At 69.9% G+C, this 19342-nt stretch carries 18 protein-coding genes; 9 read left to right on the forward strand and 9 right to left on the reverse strand.

Going from position 1 to position 19342, the window contains the following annotated elements:
• Nucleotides 1-19: 19 nt before the first annotated feature.
• Both LZP97_RS00395 and LZP97_RS00400 read right to left on the reverse strand, forming a co-directional pair.
• Nucleotides 20-442: an organic hydroperoxide resistance protein gene (locus LZP97_RS00395; RefSeq protein WP_010593941.1), complete on the reverse strand. Its 423-nt coding sequence runs from the start codon at nt 440-442 to the stop codon at nt 20-22.
• Nucleotides 443-467: 25 nt separating this feature from the next.
• The gene (locus LZP97_RS00400; RefSeq protein WP_040274127.1) at nt 468-926 is read right to left on the reverse strand and encodes a MarR family winged helix-turn-helix transcriptional regulator; all 459 of its coding nucleotides are present in this window, start codon (nt 924-926) and stop codon (nt 468-470) included.
• A 149-nt stretch (nt 927-1075) separates the two neighbouring features.
• On the opposite strand from LZP97_RS00400, the gene LZP97_RS00405 reads away from it, so the two are divergent.
• Nucleotides 1076-3502, forward strand: a complete 2427-nt coding sequence (locus LZP97_RS00405) for an ATP-dependent Clp protease ATP-binding subunit (RefSeq protein ID WP_048772377.1) — start codon at nt 1076-1078, stop codon at nt 3500-3502.
• Between the two features lie 67 nt (nt 3503-3569).
• Here the strand turns inward: LZP97_RS00405 and LZP97_RS00410 are convergent, their stop codons facing one another.
• The gene (locus tag LZP97_RS00410; protein ID WP_026137797.1) at nt 3570-4967 is read right to left on the reverse strand and encodes a maltokinase N-terminal cap-like domain-containing protein; all 1398 of its coding nucleotides are present in this window, start codon (nt 4965-4967) and stop codon (nt 3570-3572) included.
• Nucleotides 4964-6685: a maltose alpha-D-glucosyltransferase gene (treS, locus tag LZP97_RS00415; protein ID WP_010593946.1), complete on the reverse strand. Its 1722-nt coding sequence runs from the start codon at nt 6683-6685 to the stop codon at nt 4964-4966. Before treS ends, LZP97_RS00410 begins: the two co-directional genes overlap by 4 nt.
• 599 nt (nt 6686-7284) lie before the next feature.
• Between treS and LZP97_RS00420 the strand changes: the two genes are divergently transcribed.
• Nucleotides 7285-8367 (forward strand): 3-deoxy-7-phosphoheptulonate synthase, encoded by a 1083-nt coding sequence (locus LZP97_RS00420; RefSeq protein WP_048772374.1) that lies wholly within the window; start codon nt 7285-7287, stop codon nt 8365-8367.
• An 88-nt stretch (nt 8368-8455) separates the two neighbouring features.
• Nucleotides 8456-9337, forward strand: coding sequence for a glycosyltransferase (locus LZP97_RS00425; protein ID WP_010593948.1), 882 nt, complete (start codon nt 8456-8458; stop codon nt 9335-9337).
• A 59-nt stretch (nt 9338-9396) separates the two neighbouring features.
• Here LZP97_RS00425 and thpD read toward each other — a convergent pair whose 3' ends face one another.
• Nucleotides 9397-10284, reverse strand: a complete 888-nt coding sequence (gene thpD, locus LZP97_RS00430) for an ectoine hydroxylase (RefSeq protein WP_010593949.1) — start codon at nt 10282-10284, stop codon at nt 9397-9399.
• A gap of 168 nt (nt 10285-10452) precedes the next feature.
• On the opposite strand from thpD, the gene LZP97_RS00435 reads away from it, so the two are divergent.
• On the forward strand, nt 10453-11496 hold the full coding sequence (locus LZP97_RS00435; protein ID WP_017682134.1) for a zinc-binding dehydrogenase: 1044 nt from the start codon (nt 10453-10455) through the stop codon (nt 11494-11496).
• 30 nt (nt 11497-11526) lie between these two features.
• Nucleotides 11527-11952 carry a VOC family protein gene (locus LZP97_RS00440; RefSeq protein ID WP_029539995.1) on the forward strand — a complete coding sequence of 142 codons (426 nt, stop codon included), beginning with the start codon at nt 11527-11529 and terminating at the stop codon, nt 11950-11952.
• A 9-nt stretch (nt 11953-11961) separates the two neighbouring features.
• Here LZP97_RS00440 and LZP97_RS00445 read toward each other — a convergent pair whose 3' ends face one another.
• Both LZP97_RS00445 and LZP97_RS00450 read right to left on the reverse strand, forming a co-directional pair.
• The gene (locus tag LZP97_RS00445; RefSeq protein WP_010593952.1) at nt 11962-12957 is read right to left on the reverse strand and encodes an AraC family transcriptional regulator; all 996 of its coding nucleotides are present in this window, start codon (nt 12955-12957) and stop codon (nt 11962-11964) included.
• A 2-nt stretch (nt 12958-12959) separates the two neighbouring features.
• On the reverse strand, nt 12960-14153 hold the full coding sequence (locus tag LZP97_RS00450) for a pyridoxal phosphate-dependent aminotransferase (protein WP_082170366.1): 1194 nt from the start codon (nt 14151-14153) through the stop codon (nt 12960-12962).
• Nucleotides 14154-14271: 118 nt separating this feature from the next.
• Between LZP97_RS00450 and LZP97_RS00455 the strand changes: the two genes are divergently transcribed.
• On the forward strand, nt 14272-14883 hold the full coding sequence (locus tag LZP97_RS00455) for a carboxymuconolactone decarboxylase family protein (RefSeq protein ID WP_010593954.1): 612 nt from the start codon (nt 14272-14274) through the stop codon (nt 14881-14883).
• On the opposite strand, the gene LZP97_RS00460 is transcribed toward LZP97_RS00455, so the two are convergent.
• Both LZP97_RS00460 and LZP97_RS00465 read right to left on the reverse strand, forming a co-directional pair.
• Nucleotides 14865-15278 (reverse strand): VOC family protein, encoded by a 414-nt coding sequence (locus tag LZP97_RS00460; protein WP_048772372.1) that lies wholly within the window; start codon nt 15276-15278, stop codon nt 14865-14867. The two genes, LZP97_RS00455 and LZP97_RS00460, sit on opposite strands and share 19 nt — an antisense overlap.
• A 10-nt stretch (nt 15279-15288) precedes the next feature.
• Nucleotides 15289-16200, reverse strand: a complete 912-nt coding sequence (locus LZP97_RS00465; RefSeq protein WP_010593956.1) for a sigma-70 family RNA polymerase sigma factor — start codon at nt 16198-16200, stop codon at nt 15289-15291.
• Between the two features lie 351 nt (nt 16201-16551).
• On the opposite strand from LZP97_RS00465, the gene LZP97_RS00470 reads away from it, so the two are divergent.
• The 3 genes from LZP97_RS00470 to LZP97_RS00480 are packed head-to-tail and all read left to right on the forward strand — an operon-like array spanning nt 16552 to nt 19320.
• Nucleotides 16552-17640 carry an ABC transporter substrate-binding protein gene (locus LZP97_RS00470; protein WP_040274144.1) on the forward strand — a complete coding sequence of 363 codons (1089 nt, stop codon included), beginning with the start codon at nt 16552-16554 and terminating at the stop codon, nt 17638-17640.
• Nucleotides 17637-18455: an ABC transporter ATP-binding protein gene (locus LZP97_RS00475; RefSeq protein WP_010593958.1), complete on the forward strand. Its 819-nt coding sequence runs from the start codon at nt 17637-17639 to the stop codon at nt 18453-18455. The genes LZP97_RS00470 and LZP97_RS00475 overlap by 4 nt, the downstream gene beginning before the upstream one ends.
• A complete protein-coding gene (locus LZP97_RS00480; protein WP_048772368.1) occupies nt 18448-19320 on the forward strand; it encodes an ABC transporter permease in 873 nt (290 codons plus the stop codon). The genes LZP97_RS00475 and LZP97_RS00480 overlap by 8 nt, the downstream gene beginning before the upstream one ends.
• Nucleotides 19321-19342 lie beyond the last annotated feature (22 nt).

Genomic DNA, 19342 nt, shown 5'->3' on the forward strand with positions numbered 1-19342 from the left:
ACGGTGGGCCGCGCGGGTGTCAGTCCTCGGTGACCTCGAGCTCGACCTCGATGTTGCCGCGGGTGGCGTTCGAGTACGGGCACACTTGGTGGGCCTTGTCAGTCAGTTCGAGGGCCTGGGCGCGCGGCACGTGGGGGAGGGACACCTCGAGGGTGACCTTCAGGCCGAAGCCGCCGCCGTCGGTGCGGCCGATGCCCACGCGTGCCCCGACCGCCGAGTCGGCGACGTCGGCCTTGTCCTGCCGGGCGACGAGCTGCAGCGCCGAGTGGAAGCACGCCGCGTACCCGGCGGCGAAGAGCTGTTCGGGGTTGGTGCCCTTGCCGTCGCCACCCATCTCGGTGGGGACGGACAGGTTCACGTCGACCTTGCCGTCCGAGGTGCGGGCGCGGCCGTTGCGGCCCTCCCCGGTGGCGAGGGCTTCGGCGGTGTAGAGCACGTGCATGTGTTTCTCCTGTCGGTGGTGTGGGTCAGTCGGCCCGGCGGTGTGTGTCGTCGGTGATGCCGTGCAGGGCGGCGGTCAGGCGGTGGAGCGTGTCGCGCAGGCCGGCGAGTTCGCCGGTGTCGAGACCGATGGCGCAGGCCAGCCGCGCCGGAATGTCCTCTGCCTGTGAGCGCAGCGCGCTCCCGGCGTCGGTGAGGTGGATGCGCACGCGGCGCTCGTCCGTGCTCTGCCGGCGGCGTTCGACGAGACCGGCGGCCTCGAGCCGCTTGAGGAGCGGCGAGAGGGTGCCGGTGTCGAGGTGCAGGGCGTCGCACAGCTCGCGCACCCCGCGACCGTCGCGTTCCCACAGGGCCAGCAGCACGAGGTACTGCGGGTAGGTGACGCCGAGCCGGTCGAGCATGCCGCGGTAGGCGGCGGTGGTGGCCCGGGAGGCGGAGTAGAGCGCGAAGCAGACCTGCCGGTCGAGCGCGAGATCATCGGACACGAGAAATAAAGTAGCGCACCGCTATGTTGTGCACAACTGAAATCGGCGGGGCTCCGACGTGACGCACCTCACGCTCCGAGTGGAATTGACAGGCGGCCCGCCACGTTAGTTGAGTGAGAAAGACTCAAGTCCGAGAGAAAGGCTTCGGAATGCCGGCATTCTTCGGGCCTGGTGGCCCTGGGCGTATCGACATCACCCGCTACCTGAGCCGTGGCACCCAGGAACTCATGGCCGCCGCGGCCCGATTCGCCGCCGAACGCGGTGACACGGACCTCGACGCGCTCCACGTCCTGCACGTGATGGCGGAGCAGGACCCGGTCCGGTCGGTCATGACCCGCGCCGGAGCCGATCCCGCCGAGGTCCTGGCTGCGGTGGAGCAGCGACTCCCGCAGGAACAGGGCCGCAGCGCGGTCACCGCACCCGCCCTCACCGGCGCGATCAAGACGGTGCTGCTCGAGGCGCACCAGCTCACCCGTGCCCTCGGCGCGACCTACATCGAACCGCAGCATCTGTTCGTGGCTCTCGCCGCCGACCAGGAGCACGGGGTCGGGGGCCTGCTCGTCTCGGCCGGGATCACCGCGCAGTCGCTCCAGGCCGCGCTGCAACCCGGTGCGGCGACCGAGGCGACGCAGGAGCAGTCCGCCACCCCCACCCTGGACAAGTTCGGTGTCGACCTGACCGAGCGGGCCCGCGGCGGCGGCATCGACCCCGTCATCGGCCGTGCCGACGAAATCGAGCAGACCGTCGAGATCCTCTCCCGCCGCACCAAGAACAACCCGGTGCTGGTCGGCGAGGCCGGGGTCGGCAAGACCGCGATCGTCGAGGGCCTCGCCCAGCGCGTCGTCGACGGCGACGTCCCGGACAGCCTGCGCGGCAAGCGGATCGTGCAGCTCGACCTGACCGGCATGGTCGCCGGTACGCGGTACCGCGGCGACTTCGAGGAGCGGCTGACCAAGGTGCTCGACGAGATCACCGCGCACTCGGACGAGCTGATCGTCTTCGTCGACGAAATCCACACCGTCGTCGGCGCGGGCGGCGGCAACGAGGGCGCGATGGATGCCGGAAACATCCTCAAGCCCAAGCTCGCCCGCGGGGAACTGCACATCGTCGGCGCCACCACGCTCGACGAGTACCGCAAGCACATCGAGAAGGATCCGGCGCTCGAGCGGCGCTTCCAGCCCGTCACCGTCGGCGAACCCGGCCACGACGACGCGGTCGCGATCCTGCGCGGCCTCCGGGACCGGTACGCCGAACACCACGGCGTGCGATACACCGACGACGCGCTCGACGCCGCCGTCGACCTGTCGGTGCGGTACCTGCCGGACCGGCACCTGCCGGACAAGGCGATCGACCTGATCGACCAGGCCGGTGCCCGGCTGCGGCTGCGCAGCCCGCGCGTCGACGAGACGGCGCTGCGCGAGCAGCTGTCCCGGCTCGAAGCCGACAAGGACCGTGCCGTCGCCGAGGAACGCTACGAGCAGGCCTCGCGACTGCGCGACCAGATCACCGAGGTGCAGGCCCGTCTCGATGCCGGGACGCCCGCCGACACCGACGTGCCCGAGGTGACCGCCGAACTGATCGCCGAGGTCGTCTCCCGCGCCACCGGCATCCCCGCGACACGGATGACCCAGGCCGAGAAGGAGCGGCTGCGCGGCCTCGAGGACGAGCTGCACCGGCGGGTCGTCGGGCAGGACGAAGCCGTCCGGGCCGTGGCCCGGGCCGTGCGGCGCAGCCGCGCCGGCATGAGCGACCCGCACCGGCCGGTCGGCAGCTTCCTGTTCCTCGGACCCACCGGCGTGGGCAAGACCGAGCTGGCGAAGGCGCTGGCGGAGGTGCTGTTCGGCGACGAACGCAAGATGCTGCGGGTGGACATGAGCGAGTTCGGCGAGCGGCACACCGTCAGCCGTCTCGTGGGAGCGCCCCCCGGCTACGTCGGCTACGGCGAGGCCGGCCAGCTCACCGAGCAGGTGCGGCGCAACCCCTACTCGGTGGTGTTGCTCGACGAGATCGAGAAGGCGCACCCGGACGTGTTCAACACCCTGCTGCAGGTGCTCGACGACGGCCGGCTCACCGACGGTCAGGGACGCACGGTCGACTTCACCAACACGGTGGTGATCATGACCAGCAACCTCGGCTCGGACATCATCTCGAGCCGCGGCGGGGCGCTGGGCTTCAGCACCGGCGATGCCGAGGCAGCGGAGAAGCCGCTGCGGGACCGGGTGATGGGCCGGCTGCGCGAGTCGATGCGGCCCGAGTTCCTCAACCGCATCGACGAGATCGTGATCTTCCGCAAGCTCGACACCGAGCAGCTGCACCGGATCACCGATCTGCTGCTGAACGACAGCCGCAAGCGTCTGCAGGCCAAGGGCATCGAGGTCGAGTTCACCGAGGCCGCCGTCGACTGGATCGCCGAGCACGGGCATCAGCCCGAGTTCGGGGCGCGGCCGCTGCGCCGGTCCATCCAGCGCGCGGTGGACGACCGCATCGCCGATCTGCTGCTCGACGACGTGCTCGTCGAGGGCGGTCAGATCCGCGTCGACGTGGCCGACGACGAGCTCGAGCTCTCGGTGGGCTAGACACCGGCACGCGAAGCGCGGGCGGTGACCGGCATCCGGTCACCGCCCGTCCGCGTCTGCGGCCACGTCAGCCGGCCTGCGTCATCCGGCGAATCGCGTTCAGGGGCAAACGGATCCATTGGGGACGGTGACGGGCCTCGTACACGACCTCGTACACGGCCTTGTCCAGCTCGTACGCGCGCAGCAGCGCGGCGAACTCGCGCGGATCCACGCCGGACTCGCTCGCGTAACCGTCACAGAACGCCGCGGAGTTGCGCTGTGCCCATTCCTGCGCCCGGAACTCGCGCTGCGCGGCAGCGGCCTCCGACGTCGCATCGTGCAGGGAGTGGTGGGCCGCGTAGTCGAACGAGCGGAGCATCCCCGCGACGTCGCGCAGGGCGCTGTCCGGTTCCCGACGTTCGTCGAGGGACTTGGCGGGCTCGCCCTCGAAATCGATGAGCAGCCAGTGCTCGGGGGTGCGCAGCACCTGCCCGAGGTGCAGGTCCCCGTGGATCCGCTGGACCGTCGTCGTGCCGGTGGCCGCAGCCTCCGCGAACCGCGCCCGCACCCCCGGGGCGATCTCCGCCAGTTCGGGTACGACGGCGCCGGCGGCATCCAGGCGGCGCAGCATCCCGTCGACGATGTCGCCCACGGCTCGCTGGGACGTCCCGAGGGACTGCGCCAGCAGCGCGTGCACCTCGGCCACCGCGGCGCCCATCCGCTGCGATTCCCCGGCGAAATCCGTGCCCACCTCGTCCGCCCGCAGGTCCGCCTCGAGCAGCAGGTCCCGCACACTGCCCAGCGCCATCGACCAGCCGTCGGCGGAGTTGGCGGCGAAGTCCTGCACCATCGCCAGGGTCGTGCGCACCCCACCGATCTCGGCGTCGATCCACGCGCGCACCGGGGCCACCGACCGGCAGCCCGCCTCCCCGAGCGCGAGATGCAGCTCCACATCCGGGTTGACCCCCGGAGTGATCCGGCGGAACAGCTTGAGCAGCAACTGCTCGCCGAGCACGACGGAGGTGTTGGACTGCTCGGCGCTGAGCGCCCGTCCCCGCAGACCCTCCTCGATGACCGTGCCGGGCACGGTGTGCAACTCGACCGGGCCGTACACCTGCCCGGTGGCGATCGAGTGCGCGTACAGGTCGATGATCTCCTGATCGCGCAGGCCGTCGTAGGCGTGGGTGCGATCGTCGCCGCTGCCGTCGGGCCGCGGCAGCGCCCAGGGTGCCAGCTCGTCGGGCAGGTGGAGGCGGTAGCCGAGGGGCACCTGATAGATCTGCTCGTCGCCGGACTCGAACTCGACGGTCACCAGCAGGTGGTCCGCCCCGAATGCGGGAGTGTCGGTGAGGTGTTCCCGCAGCTTGATGCGTACGGCGGCGACGGTCCGGCCCTTGGCGGCGAACCAGCGCTGGTGGGGGAGCCACTCGGCCAGCAGGGCCTCGAGCTCCGCGTCGGAATAATGCTGCACGTGTGGCTCCGTCATGGCTGTACCGCCGCCTCGGCCTCGCTGCTCACCGGATGTTCGCCGACGCCTTCCTTCGTCGGATCCGGTTGCAGCGCAAACCAGTAGAAGCCGTGACCGGGCAGGGTGACCATGTACCCCTCCTCCGTGATCGGTGGGAACGGGACGGAACCGGTGAGCTCCACCGGAATCCACCCCGCGAACCGCGACAGGTCCAGGATGACGGCCTGCGGATACCGGGACAGATTGTTCACGCACAGGATGACGTCGCTGTAGTTGCGGTCCGGTCCGAGCGGCATCTCCCGCAGGTAGGACAGGACGGCCGGGTTGGCGCTGCCGAGTTCGGTGAACGCGGCCTTGCCGAACGCCGGATGTTGCTTGCGGACCTGGATCATCCGCCGCGTCCAGTGCAGCAGGGTGTTCGTCGAGTTCATCTGCCGCTCGACGTTCACGGACTGGTAACCGTAGGTCGGATCCATGATCGTCGGCAGGTACAACCGCGCGGGATCCGCTCGCGAGAAGCCCGCGTTGCGGTCCGGGGTCCACTGCATCGGCGTGCGCACCGCGTCGCGGTCACCGAGCCAGATGTTGTCGCCCATCCCGATCTCGTCGCCGTAGTAGAGCACCGGCGACCCGGGCAGGCTCAACAGCAGCGCCGTGAACAGTTCGAGCTGGTTGCGGTCGTTCTCGAGCAGCGGCGCCAGCCGGCGGCGGATACCGATGTTCGCCCGCATCCGCGGGTCGGTCACGTACTCGGCGTACATGTAGTCACGTTCTTCGTCCGTGACCATCTCGAGGGTCAGCTCGTCGTGGTTGCGCAGGAAGATGCCCCACTGCGCACTGCTCGGGATCGGCGGTGTCTGGGCGAGGATCTCGGAGATCGGGAACCGGTTCTGGCGACGCACCGCCATGAAGATGCGCGGCATGAGCGGGAAGTGGAAGGCCATGTGGCACTCGTCGCCGACCTCCGGTTCGCCGAAGTACTCCACCACGTCGCTGGGCCACTGGTTCGCCTCGGCGAGCAGCACGCGGCCCGGGTACTCCGCGTCGATCACCGCGCGGCACTTCTTCAGGAACGCGTGCGTCTCGGGCAGGTTCTCGCAGTTGGTGCCTTCGCGTTCGAACAGGTAGGGCACCGCATCGAGCCGGAACCCGTCGATACCCAGGTCGAGCCAGAAGCGCAGGACGTCGATCATCGCGTCCTGCACCTCGGGATTGTCGTAGTTCAGGTCCGGCTGATGCGAGAAGAAGCGGTGCCAGTAGTACTGCTTGCGCACCGGATCCCATGTCCAGTTCGACGATTCGGTGTCGACGAAGATGATGCGCGCATCCGGGTAACGCTCGTCGGTGTCGGACCACACGTAGAAGTCGCCGTACGGGCCCTCCGGGTCGGTCCTCGACTCCTGGAACCACGCGTGCGTGTCCGACGTGTGGTTCATGACCAGATCGGTGATGACCCGGATGCCGCGCTTGTGCGCCTCGTCGAGAAACAGGACGAAGTCGTCGACCGTGCCGAACTCCGGCAGCACCGCCCGGAAGTCCCGGATGTCGTACCCGCCGTCGCGCAGGGGGGAGTCGTAGAACGGGGGCAGCCAGATGCAGTCGGCGCCCAGCCAGGCGATGTAGTCGAGCTTCTCGGTCAGCCCGCGCAGATCACCCGTCCCGTCGTGGTTCGAGTCGTTGAACGCGCGCACCAGGACCTCGTAGAACACCGCGGTCTTGAACCAGTCCGGATCCACCGCGAGATTTCTGGCATGGGAGAAGTCCTCGGACTGGGCCTCGACCAGGTGTCCGTCGGCGGTGTGTTCCGGTCCTGTCCCCCGAGCGTTCTCGTCGGGTGGATTCGCTCCGGGCGGGCTGACGCCCAGGGATGGGGCGGCAGTTCCGCCGTCCAGGTCTGGCATGGCACCTCCGTGCTCGTCGCTTCGCGGGACAGACTCTCCAAGGGTGCCCCGGTTCGCGCGTTTCCACACCCGAAGCGGCCGACTATCGACCGTTGTCGTGGTGTTGCGTTCCGTCCGGATTCCGGCTGCGCACCGATGTCGGAACCCGGACCTGATCGGCGTGCCGAAGGGGTGCGTGCCCGCCCCCCGTGCGCGGTTTCGGTAGCCCCCGCTACCGAAACCGCGCACGGGGGCGCCGTGGCGCGGGGGAGGGCGGCCTGTTACGGTGGTCCGCATGCAGCGCGCATATTTCTGGTTTAGCAGGCCGGCCCGGGGTGGGTCGGTCGGCGTAACCGCGCGCTGACTTCTTCCACCTACGAGCCGGACACGGACCGGCTCGCTGGAATCACCGAAGGTTCAGCCAGGGTCGGCCCGGGAACAGGAACCGAACCCCGATGACCACCAGGACCTCCATCTCCACCGCGAATCTCGACGAACAGCGGACCGTGCGGATCAGCCCGCTCGTCGCTCCGGCCGTCGTCCGCGGCGAACACGCCCCCGACGAGGTCGCCGCCGCGACCGTGCGCTCGGGCCGCGCCGACACCGTGGCGATCCTCGACGGCACCGACGACCGCCTGCTCGTCGTGGTCGGGCCGTGCTCGGTGCACGATCCCGCCGCCGCGATGGACTACGCGCGACGTCTCGCCGCGAAGGCCGACGAGCTGCGTGACGACCTGCACGTGGTGATGCGGGTGTACTTCGAGAAGCCGCGCACCACCCTCGGGTGGAAGGGCCTGCTCAACGACCCGCATCTCGACGGCACCTACGACATCAACACCGGACTGCGCATCGGCCGCAAACTGCTGCTCGACGTCTCCGGCCTCGGTCTGCCCGTGGGGTGCGAGTTCCTCGATCCGATCCTGCCGCAGTACTACGCGGACCTGGTGACCTACGGCGCGATCGGTGCCCGCACCGCGGCCAGCCAGGTGCACCGGCAGCTGTGCAGCGCGCTGTCCATGCCGGTGGGCATCAAGAACTCCACCGAGGGTGACGTGCAGGTGGCCGTCGACGGCACCCGCGCCGCCGCCGCGAGTCACGTGTTCCCCGGCACCGACCTCGACGGCCAGGCCGCCCTCATCGAGACCGTCGGCAACCCGGACTGCCACGTCATCCTGCGTGGCGGCTCCGCGGGCCCGAACTACGATGCCGAGACCGTCGCGGACACGATGGCCCGCCTGCGCAAGGCCGGTCTGCCCGAACGCGTCGTGATCGACGCCAGCCACGGCAACAGCAGCAAGGACCACGAAAAGCAGGTCGACGTCGTCACCGACATCGCCGAGCGGCTCGAGGCCGGCGAGCAGGGCATCGCCGGAGTCATGCTGGAGAGCTTCCTCGAGGCCGGCCGGCAGGACCTCACGCTCGGCCGGGCGGACGAGCTCGAGTACGGCAAGTCCATCACCGATGCGTGCCTCGACTGGGCGACCACCTCCGCCCAGCTCGATCGGCTGGCCGACGCCGTGCGCCGCCGTCGCTCCTGAGGGTGCGGGAACCGTGTCGGGGTGTCCCGCCACGGTTCCTGCCTTCGGCGTTCCGAGGCACGCGGACGGTCGCGGTAGCGTCGGAGGCATGCATCAGCACACGCTGTCGGTGGTCGTGCCGGCGTACAACGAGGAACAGTACATCGGTCAGTGTCTTGCGGCCCTGCTGGAGCAGGAGGCGGATATCCACGAAATCGCGGTGGTGGACAACAACTCGACGGACAGGACGGGCGAGATCGTCGATGCGATTGCCGAGCGGTCTCCGATCGTCCGCCGGATCTTCGAGCCCCGCCCAGGTGTCGCATTCGCTCGAAATGCCGGGTTCGACTGGGCGACAGGAGATCTTCTCGGCAGGATCGATGCCGACACGCGGGTCCGTCCCGGATGGGCCCACACGATCCTCGACTTCTTCGCGCGTGCAGACACCGCGAGCGTCGGAGCCGTCAGTGGACTCAGCAACTCCTACGACTCGCCGTATCGGGAGCTCAAGCGCCGGTATATCGAGCAGCGCGTGCGCAAGGGGTTCTTCGGCGGTGAGCGCCGAATCGACAATCTGCACGGTGCCAACATGGCCGTGCGCCGGTCGGCGTGGCAGCGCGTCCGCGACGCGGTCAGCACGGATGCCGGGATCCACGAAGACCTCGACCTGGCCTTGTGCCTGCGTGAGGCCGACATCGAGATCGCCCAGCTCTCCGACTTGTTCGTCGACATCTCCCCCCGGCGTGCGCTGACGCCGCCGCGGGAGTACACCAAGTACATCCGCTCCGGAACCGCCACGTTCGAACTGCACGGCCGGATGAATCCGGTGCTTCGCCGGATTCTGAGGGCGCACTGGGCGTTCCACGTGCTCGTGTATCTAGCCTATCGGCCCTACGATCCGGAGCAGGGCCGATTCACGCTCACCCGGCTGCTGCGCACACCGCGTGCCCGCACGCTGCCGATCGACGTGGCGGACACCGTCCGCGTATGAGTCCTGCGATGCGGGGGTCCGCCCGACTCGTCCCGGGCGCACCCCCGCATCCGTTCGTGTCAGCGCAGCGGCGTGAAGTCGCGGCTGCCGAGGTAGTCGGGGCGCGGCTTCGGTGCCGAGAACGGCTCGCCGAGCGTGTTCTCGACGCTGTTGAACACCACGAACAGGTTCGACCGGGGGAACGGGGTGATGTTGCCGTTCGAGCCGTGCATGCAGTTCGAGTCGAACACCGTCGCGGAACCGGCCGAGCCGGTGAACGTGGCGATGCCGTGCTCGGCGGCCATCGAGGTCAGCGTGTCCTCGTCGGGTGAACCCGTGGGCGGGACGTGCGTGACCAGCGACTGCTGGTAGTAGTCGTCGGGCGTCGTGCCGGCGCACGAGACGAAGGTCCGGTGCGAACCAGGCATGATCATCAAACCGCCGTTGTAACCGTAGTTCTCGGTCAGCGCGACCGAGATGCTCAGCGCCCGCGGCCGCGGCATGCCGTCCTCGGCGTGCCAGGTCTCGAAGTCCGAGTGCCAGTAGAACGGTCCGCCGCGGAATCCCGGCTTGACGTTCAGCCTCGACTGGTGGATGTAGACCTCCGAGCCGAGGAGCTGGCGGGCGATCCCGGCGATCTCCGGTCGCCGGATGATCTCGCCGACGGTGTCGGAGAGGCGGTGCACGTCGAACACGGAGCGCACGTCCCCGCTGCCGGCCTCCCGCACGACCCGATCGTCGTCGGCCAGCTCCCGGCCCAGACGTGCTGTCTCGTCGAGCAGATTTCCGACGTCGTGCGCCGGCAGGAGCGCGTCCACGGTGTGGAACCCGCGCCGGTCGTACTCGGCGACGGCCGACGCGTCCAGCGGCCCCGCGGCTGATCCCCACACCACCGGATCCGGCCGGGACACGCTCACGCACTTCGTGCGGTTCCGGGTCGGGTAGGCGTCGATGACGGCCGTCTGCATTGTTGCGAATCACCCTCTCGAAGTCGATGACGGTTCTCCTCGACGCTCTCACTCACCGTCGGCGGATGCAACCCGTCGCGGAGATCCGCAGCACGAACATGCGCACTCGCGCATGCGGCGGGAGTAGGGTCGCCCCTGGCTGCCGCCGCACAACAGGATGAGGGGACCATGACCGGGACGATGCGCGCCGCGCGCTTTCATGCCGACACCGGAACCAATGTGCTGGAAGATGTTCCGATTCCGTCGCCGGGCCCCGGCGAGGTGCTCGTGAAGGTGGCGTTCTGCGGGATCTGCCACTCGGATCTGAGCCTGCTGGACGGTACGTTCCCGGCCCTGCTGCCCGTGGTCACCCAGGGGCACGAAGCCGCCGGGACCATCGCCGCCGTCGGGGACGGCGTGACGGGCTGGGCGGTCGGGGACCGCGTCGTCCCCGCCGCGGGCCGACCGTGCCTGCAGTGCCGCTTCTGCCGGCGGGGCGACCTGACCAACTGCCCGAACATCCAGCTGATGGCGTTCGCGTACGACGGGGCGTGGGCCGAGTACACCGTCGCCCAGGCGGGCGGTCTCACCCGCGTGCCCGACAACGTCCCGCTCGAGCAGGCGGCGATTCTCGCAGACGCGGTGTCGACCCCGTTCGGTGCGGTCGTGCGCACCGGCCAGGTCGCGGTGGGCGAGGCCGTCGGCGTGTGGGGAGTCGGCGGGGTGGGCACCCACATCGTGCAGCTCGCCCGGCTGGTCGGCGCCGTGCCGATCCTCGCGTTCGACATCAACCCCGCGGTGCGGGAGCGGGCCCTCGAACTCGGCGCCGACCACGTGTTCGATTCCCGCGACCCGGACCTGGTCCGGAAGGTCGCCGAGGCGACGGGCGGGAAGATGCTCGACGTGGCCTTCGACTCTGCGGGCCTGAAGGTCACCTTCGACCAGGCCCTGCAGTGCGTCATGACGGGTGGCCGCGTGGTGGTGGTGGGGCTGAGCGGGCAGGAGGCCTCCCTCGGCCCCACGGCCACGTTCGGCCTGTCGCGCAAGCACGTCATGGGCCACCTCGGGTACAAGAACGTCGACATCGAGACGCTCGCGGCACTCGTCTCCCGCGGGCGCCTGGACATCTCCCGCTCCGTCAGCGAGATCGTCCCGCTCGAGAACATCGCCGAGGGCATCGCGAAGCTGCGCGACCACGTCGGGGATCCGATCCGGATCCTTGTACAGCCCTGACGTGTCGGGGTGCCGTCGTACCGTCACCGCATGGGTTACGGATTCCAGGTGACGGTCGATTCGAGCAGCCCGCACACGCTGGCGAAATGGTGGGCGGCGGCGCTGGGCTGGCGGGTGGAGCCGAGCAACGAGGACTTCATCCGCGGCCTGGTCGCGGCCGGGCACGCCCGGGAGGAGGACACCGAGATCTTCGAGGGCGTCCTCGTGTGGAAGGCGGGCGCCGCGATCTCCGATCCCGAGGTGCCCGCGCGTCCGCGCGTGCTGTTCCAGCTGGTGCCCGAAGGCAAGACGGTGAAGAACCGGCTGCACTTCGACATCCGGGCGGGGGAGGACCGCGAGGCGCTGGCCGGCCGGCTCGCCGAGGCGGGCGCGACCGTCCTGCACCGGGGCCGGCAGGGGCCGAACGAGTGGATCACGATGTCCGATCCGGAGGGCAACGAGTTCTGCGTCGCGTGAACCGGCGACCTACCGGTATGCGCGGGGGGTCTTGCCCGTCCATCGCTTGAAGGCGCGCCGGAACGCACTCGGCTCGGAGAAGCCGAGCCGGGCCGACAGGGCGTCCACCGCCTCGCCGCGGCGCAACCCGGCGATCGCCGTATCGCGCAGCACCTCCTCGCGCAACTGCCCGAGCGAGGTGCCCTCCTGCCTGAGCAGACGCCGCAGATGCGGGGCGCTCACCGACAGCATCTCCGCGACGTCCTCGGCGGTCGCCGTGCGACCCTCGATGCCCGACTCGAGGATCCGCCGCACCTGCGACGCGGCGGTGGAGTCGTAGTCGCGTTCCGACATCATCAGATTCGGTGATTCGCGCAGATAGTCCTCGAGGGTCTCCTCGGTCTGGACGATGGGCGACCGCAGGGCCGCGTTGTCGATCTCGAGCACCGCGCCGGCGGCCTCGAAGGTGACCGGCACCCCGAAGATCGCGTCGTAGTTCTTCGCCAGCACCGGATCCGGCTCGCCGTAGGGGACCGAGACCGACGCCAGCCGTACCCGGCCCCCGACGAGCCAGGCCGCGAAGCGGTGCAGCAGGATGAGCAGGAAGTCGATGATGACGCGGGTCCTGTCGTCGTACGACTCCAGCACCACCTCGAGCCGGGTCGTCCGCGGCCCCGGGGTGAGCCGTAGCCGCGGCAGCGTCGGCAGCACCTGGTTGACCTGGATCATCCGCTCGAGGGCCTGCGCGAGGTCCCGGCAGTGGATCAGCGTCAGGCACACCACCCGGAACGTGCCGCGGGGTACCGGTCCCGGTCCGAGCCCGAACAGTTCGTCACCGGTGAGTTCCCAGGTCTTCTGGGTGAACCGGGTGACCTGCTCGGGGGTCAGGCGCGCGTGCGGGTGGGCGAGCACCGCGCGGCTGATCCGTGCCGCGTTCAGGGCCGGGGCCAGATCCACCCCGTTCGCCTCGGCCAGCACCACCGAACGGCGCACGAAGTCGGAGGGAATGGTGGCGGGGGCGGTCATAGTCAGCCGTGCTCCCGCAGGCTGCGCAGCCGCCGGACACCCTCGAGGAGGACGTCGTCGCGCTTGCAGAAGGCGAACCGCACCAGGTGATTCCATTGCCGGGGGTCGTCGACGAAGGCGCTCACCGGGACCGCGGCCACGCCGATGCGCTCGGGCAGGGTTCTGCAGAAGGCGACACCGTCCGTCACACCGACAGGGGTGACGTCCGCGCACACGAAATACGTTCCGGCCGAGTCCAGCACGCCGAATCCGGCGTCGGTGAGCGCAGCGGAGAGCAGGTCGCGCCTGCGCTGCAGATCGTCGCGCTGGGCGGTGACCCAGGGCTGCTCGTGGGTCAGCGCGTACGTGACGGCGGGCTGGAACGGCGCTCCGGCGACGAAGGACATGAACTGTTTCGCCGTGCGCACCCCGTCGATCAGTTCGCGGGGCCCGAGCGCCCACCCGATCTTCCAGCCGGTGACGTTGAACATCTTCGCGGCGCTGGACACGGTGACGGTGCGTTCGGCCATGCCGGGCAGGGACGCGATCGGCCGGTGCTGCCGGCCGTCGAACACCAGATGCTCGTACACCTCGTCGGACAGCACCAGCAGGTCGCGTTCGCACGCCAGTTCCGCGAGCGCGCGAAGCGCCTCGTCGTCGTAGACCGTCCCCGTCGGATTGTGCGGGGTGTTGACCACCAGCATCCGGGTGCGGTCGGTGACCGCGGCGCGCAGCGCGTCGACGTCCAGGACGAACCCCGATCCGGCACGAGTGAGCGGAACGGTGCGGCGGGTAGCCCCGGCGAGTGCGACGGACGCGGCGTAGGAGTCGTAGTAGGGCTCGGTGAGCAGCACCTCCTCACCGGGCTCGACGAGACCGAGGACGGCGGCGCTGATCGCTTCGGTGGCACCGACGGTGACGAGGACCTCGCCGTCGGGGTCGTGTTCGAGTCCGTACCGGGCCGCCCGGTCCGCTGCGATCGCCCGCCGCAGTTCGGGCGTGCCCGGCCCGGGCGGATACTGGTTGACGCCGTCGGCGATGGCCTGGCGCGCGACGTCGAGCATCGCGCGGGGGCCGTCCGTGTCGGGAAAGCCCTGGCCGAGGTTCACGGCGTCGTGCGTCACGGCCAGAGCGGTCATCTCGGCGAAGATCGTGGAGGCGAACGGCCGCAGCCTTTCGACCGTGCGGACCCGGCGTGAGGACGCGATTTCTGCCATTTCGGCAGCTTAGCCGCGTCCTTCGCGACCCCCGGCAGCGGTCGTGTCACATCCGGCGGGGCTGTCTCGTCCGAAGAGGTGAACGGTCCCGTCCGGGACCCGGGGAACGGAGTAGATCATGGCGCGCATTCCCGCGGTGACACCGGCCGAGGCCGGTGTCGCGACGAAGATCGCCTATCGGATGGCCCGGCGCCGCTTCGGGGAGGTGCCCGAGCCGTTCGCCGTCTACGCCCACCATCCGGCGCTGATGCGGGCGAGCGCCGTGCACGAGACGCTCGTCGAGCGCGCGTCGACGGTGCTGCCGCCGCACGTGCGCGAACTCGCGGTGTACCGGGTGGCCTGGAGCGTCGGGTGCTCCTGGTGCGTCGACTTCGGCACGATGCTGCAGCGGCTCGACGGCCTCGACGTGGACCGCCTCGAGCACATCGCCGACTATGCGACCTCCGACGCCTACAGCGACGACGAGCGTGCGGCGATCGCGTACGCCGACGCGATGACGGGAGCCGGCGGCGACGGCGGTGCGGCCGTCACGGTGACGGACGAGCAGGTCGCCGACCTCGAGCGGCGCTTCGGACGGGCCGGGGTGGTCGAATTGACCTACCAGATCGCGCTCGAGAACATGCGGGCCCGGATGAACTCGGCCCTGGGCATCCACGAGCAGGGTTTCAGCACCGATGCGTGCCGGGTGCCGTGGCTGCAGGACGACGCGGCTCAGGGCAGCACGAGCTGACCGATGGGACCCGGATTCCAGGCGATCTCCCACCGGAATCCGTCGAGGTCCGCGAAATATCCTGTGTAGCCGCCCCACTCGCGTTCGACCGCGTCGGAGACCGGATCGGCTCCGGCGCGTCGGGCGGTGTCCAGCACCCGGTCGACATCCGCTCGGTCGGCGACGTTGTGGGCGAGCGTCACGGGCGGGACGCCGCTCCGGCGAACGGGCCCGACCTCGGCTGCGAAGTGCTGTTCGTCCCACAGGGACAGGACGAGGTGCGGTCCGACCTGGATCATCAGCACCTCGCCGGGCACATCGACGACGGGCGTCCAGCCGAGCCCGTCGACGTAGAAGCGCCGGGTGCGCTCGAGGTCCGCGACGGCAAGGGTGACGAAGCTCAGTCGGGGCTCCATGACCGCGACTCTAACCGTCGAGGCGGACGCCGCGGAGCTTGTCGGGATTGGCCATGTCGTAGGCCGCCCATACCCGCCCGTCACGGACGGTGCAGCCGACGACCCGCCCGGCGAACGCGCGGCGGGTCCCGTCGCCGGGGGAACCGGCGCTGACGAACCCCAGTTCGCCGTTGACGAGCGCCGGCGTGCCGGCCAGGAACGCCTCGGCGCCGTAGCGCTGCATCAGGCCCAGGAAGAACCGGGCGAACCGGTCGGCGCCGACGACGACGTTGATCGCGGTGCGGGTGGTGCCGCCCGCGTCCCCGATCACCCGGGCGTCGGGGTCGAGCGCCGCGACCACCGCCGCGAGGTCCCCGGAGGCGAGGGCCGTCATCAGCCGCTGTACCGCCTCGACGTGCTCGGCGGCCGGCACGGGCGGCGGCGCGGCCGCGACGGCTCGCCGGCCGCGGGAGGCGAGCTGGCGCGCGGACGCCGGCGTGACGTCGAGAATGGCGGCGATCTCGTCGAACGGCACCGCGAAGCCGTCGTGCAGGACGAAGGCGACGCGCTGGGCCGGGGTGAGCGTGTCCAGCACGACCATCGCCGCCATCCGGCTGTCCTCCTGCCGCACAACGGCTTCCAGCGGATCGGGGGAGGACGGTCCGCCGACCGGAGTGACGATCGGTTCGGGCAGCCACTGGCCGACGTAGTTCTCGCGACGTACCGCGGCCGACCGCAGCCGGTCCAGGCACAGACGTCCGACCACGGTGGTCAGCCACGCCCGCAGATCGTCGATCCCGTCCGCGTCCGCGCGGTCGAGTCGCAGCCAGGCGTCCTGGACCGCGTCCTCGGCGTCGGCGACGCTGCCGGTCAGCCGGTAGGCGACGGAGAGCAGGTGCGGCCGATGCTGCTCGAAGGCGTCGGCGAGCACGGCGGTGCGCATGGGCCGATCGTACCGACCGGCATCCGGTTCGCGGCCGGTACGGTAGCGGATCGGACAAGTCAAGGGATTCGCACACGGATGCGCCGAAGCGTTGCCCCGTCGCCGCGGCCCGGGCCAGACTTCCGGAGTCCGATCGCCGCAGAAGGAGTCCACCGTGTACGAGTGTCCGGACTGTTGTCGCTGACCCTCCCGGTGTAGCCCGCCCGTCCGGCCCGTCCGGACGCCGGCACTCGATCTTCCGTTGCTGCACCGCGAATCCCGGTGCCGTGGACGCCTCGCCGTCGCCGCACCGCACTTCTCCGTGCCCGCTGTGCCGGGCCTCCTCGCCGAACGTAAGGGACAACTCTCGCGATGTCGTATTCCATGCTGCGCAGCCGGCTGGCCCGGCCGGTTGCGGTCGCAGCCACCCTCGTCACCCTCGCCGCGGGGGTCGCGGCGTGCTCCCCGGGGTCGGGGACCGCCACCACCGACGACGGGCGCACCGTTCTGCGCTACCAGGGCTCGGCCGGCCAGGTCACCTACCCCGAACTCGCGGAGAGCCTCGGCTACTACGAGAACGTCGCGCTGGACTGGGTGGGTGACACCACCAGCGGTCCGCAGGACATCCAGTCCGCGGCCACCGGGCAGACCGAATTCGGCGGCGCATTCAACGGTGCCGTCATCAAGCTCGCCGCCGCCGACTCGCCGATCACATCGGTCATCAGCTACTACGGCTCCGACGAGCAGTCGTTCAACGGCTACTACGTGCTCGAGGACAGCCCGATCCGCACCGCCCGGGATCTGATCGGCAAGAAGGTGGGGATGAACACGCTCGGTGCGCACCACGAGTTCCTCGTCCGCGAATGGCTCGCCCGGCAGGGGTTGACCCCGGACGAGATCGGGCAGGTCGAACTGATCGTCGTGCCGCCGGTGAACACCGAACAGGCATTGCGGGAGGGACAGATCGACGTGGGCACCCTCGGCAGCGTGTTCCGCGAGACCGCGGTCGCGCGCGGCGGAATCCGACCGCTGTTCACCGACGAGTCCCTGTTCGGGGCGTTCAGCTACGGCACGTACGTCTTCCGCGACGACTTCATCGCCGAGAACCGGGATGCGGTGGCGGATTTCGTGCAGGGCACCGCACGTGCGATCCGCTGGGCGCAGACCACCCCGCGCGACACGGTCATTGCCGAGTTCAAGGAGATCATCGGCAGCCGCGGCCGCAACGAGAGCACCGACCTGGTCGAGTTCTACCAGAGCCCCGGCGTCGCCGGACCGGGCGGGACGATCACGGAACAGGAGATCCGGACCTGGCTCGACTGGCTCGCCCGGAACGGCGAACTGCCCGACGGCACGTTCACCCCATCCGACATCTACACCAACGAGTTCAACCCCTACGCCAACGGCACCTACGAACCGTCGAGCGGTCCGAACGGTGAACCCGTCGAGGAGGCGAAATGAGCACCACCCCGAAGCTCCGTCTCGAGCACGTGACCAAGCGGTTCCCGGTCCGCGGTACGGACACCGCGTTCACAGCCCTCGACGACGTCAGCCTCGACGTCGCCGACGGTGAGTTCCTCGTCCTCGTCGGCCCCAGCGGCTGCGGCAAGTCCACCCTGCTCGACCTGCTCGGTGGGCTGAGCAGCCCGACGTCCGGCCGGATCCTGCTCGACGGACAGCCGATCTCCGGGCCGGGCCTGGACCGGGGCATCGTCTTCCAGCAGTACGCACTCCTGCCGTGGCGCACCGCGCGGCACAACATCGAATTCGGCCTCGAGGCGAAGGGGCTGCCCCGGCGGCAGCGGCGTGAGCGCGCCGAGCACTACCTCGAGCTCGTGGGGCTGCGTGGATTCGGAGATCGTTATCCGCACGAGCTGTCCGGTGGCATGAAACAGCGCGTCGCGATCGCCCGGAGCCTGGCGTTCGACCCCGAGGTGCTCCTCATGGACGAGCCGTTCGCCGCGCTCGACGCACAGACCCGGGAATCGTTGCAGGACGAGCTGTTACGGATCCGCCACGAGACCGGCAAGACGATTCTGTTCATCACCCACGGCATCGACGAGGCGGTCTACCTCGGACAGCGCGTGGCCGTCCTGACGTCCCGGCCCGGACGGGTCGAGGCCGTCGTGGACATCGACATCGATCGCACCGTCGACGACGTCCGCTCCGGCGAGGCGTTCCGACACTATCGACACCGGATCTGGTCCTTGCTGCACTCGGACGTCGAGCGCGCGCAGAACCACGGTGCCGCAATCCAGGAGGTCCACCATGTCTAGTCCGAGCGCCATGTTGATCCACCCCGTCGCGCTCGACGGGGCCCTGGCGGAGCAACGACCCGCACCGGCCCCGCCGGCTCGAGGCGCCGGGACCGGCCCCTGGATCGGTGCCTTCGTGTGGCGCGGGCTCAAGCCGGCCGTCGCGATCCTCGCCTTCCTCGCGGTCTGGGAGATCGCGCCCCGGCTCGGACTCGTCGACGAGGTGTTCCTGCCGCCCTTCACCGTGGTCGCGGACGCCTTCGCCCAGCTGATCGGCGACGGCCGGCTCGCCGAGCACCTCGGTGCCAGCCTGTCCCGGGCCGTCACCGGCTTCGGGATCGCGGTGCTCGTCGCGATCCCGCTCGGTGTGGCGATCGGCTGGTACCGGCCGGTGGCCGAGTTCCTCGATCCGATCCTCGAGTTGTTCCGCAACACCGCCGCGCTCGCGCTGCTGCCGGTGTTCATCCTGATCCTGGGCATCGGCGAGACCTCGAAGGTGGCGCTGGTGACCTACGCGAGCACCTTCCCGATCCTGCTCAACACCGTCTCCGGCGTGCGCACCGTGGATCCGCTCCTGGTGAAATCGGCCCGCTCCCTCGGTCTGCCTTCGTACCGCCTGTTCCAGAAGGTGATCCTGCCGGCCGCGGTGCCGACGATCTTCACCGGCATCCGGATGGCCGCGGCCTCGTCCATCCTCGTGCTCATCGCGGCCGAGATGGTCGGCGCCAAGGCGGGTCTCGGCTATCTCGTCACCGCTTCGCAACTCAACTTCCAGATCCCGAACATGTACGCCGGCATCGTCGCCATCTCTCTCGTCGGTCTGACCTTCAACGGGATCCTCGTCGCGGTCGAGCGCCGGCTCTCCCGCTGGCGCGCAGACCGGTAGTCCCCTCGTTCCCCCACACCTG

It is taken from the genome of Rhodococcus sp. DMF-1, from assembly GCF_021441945.1.
GTDB classification, from domain to species: Bacteria; Actinomycetota; Actinomycetes; order Mycobacteriales; family Mycobacteriaceae; genus Rhodococcus; species Rhodococcus ruber.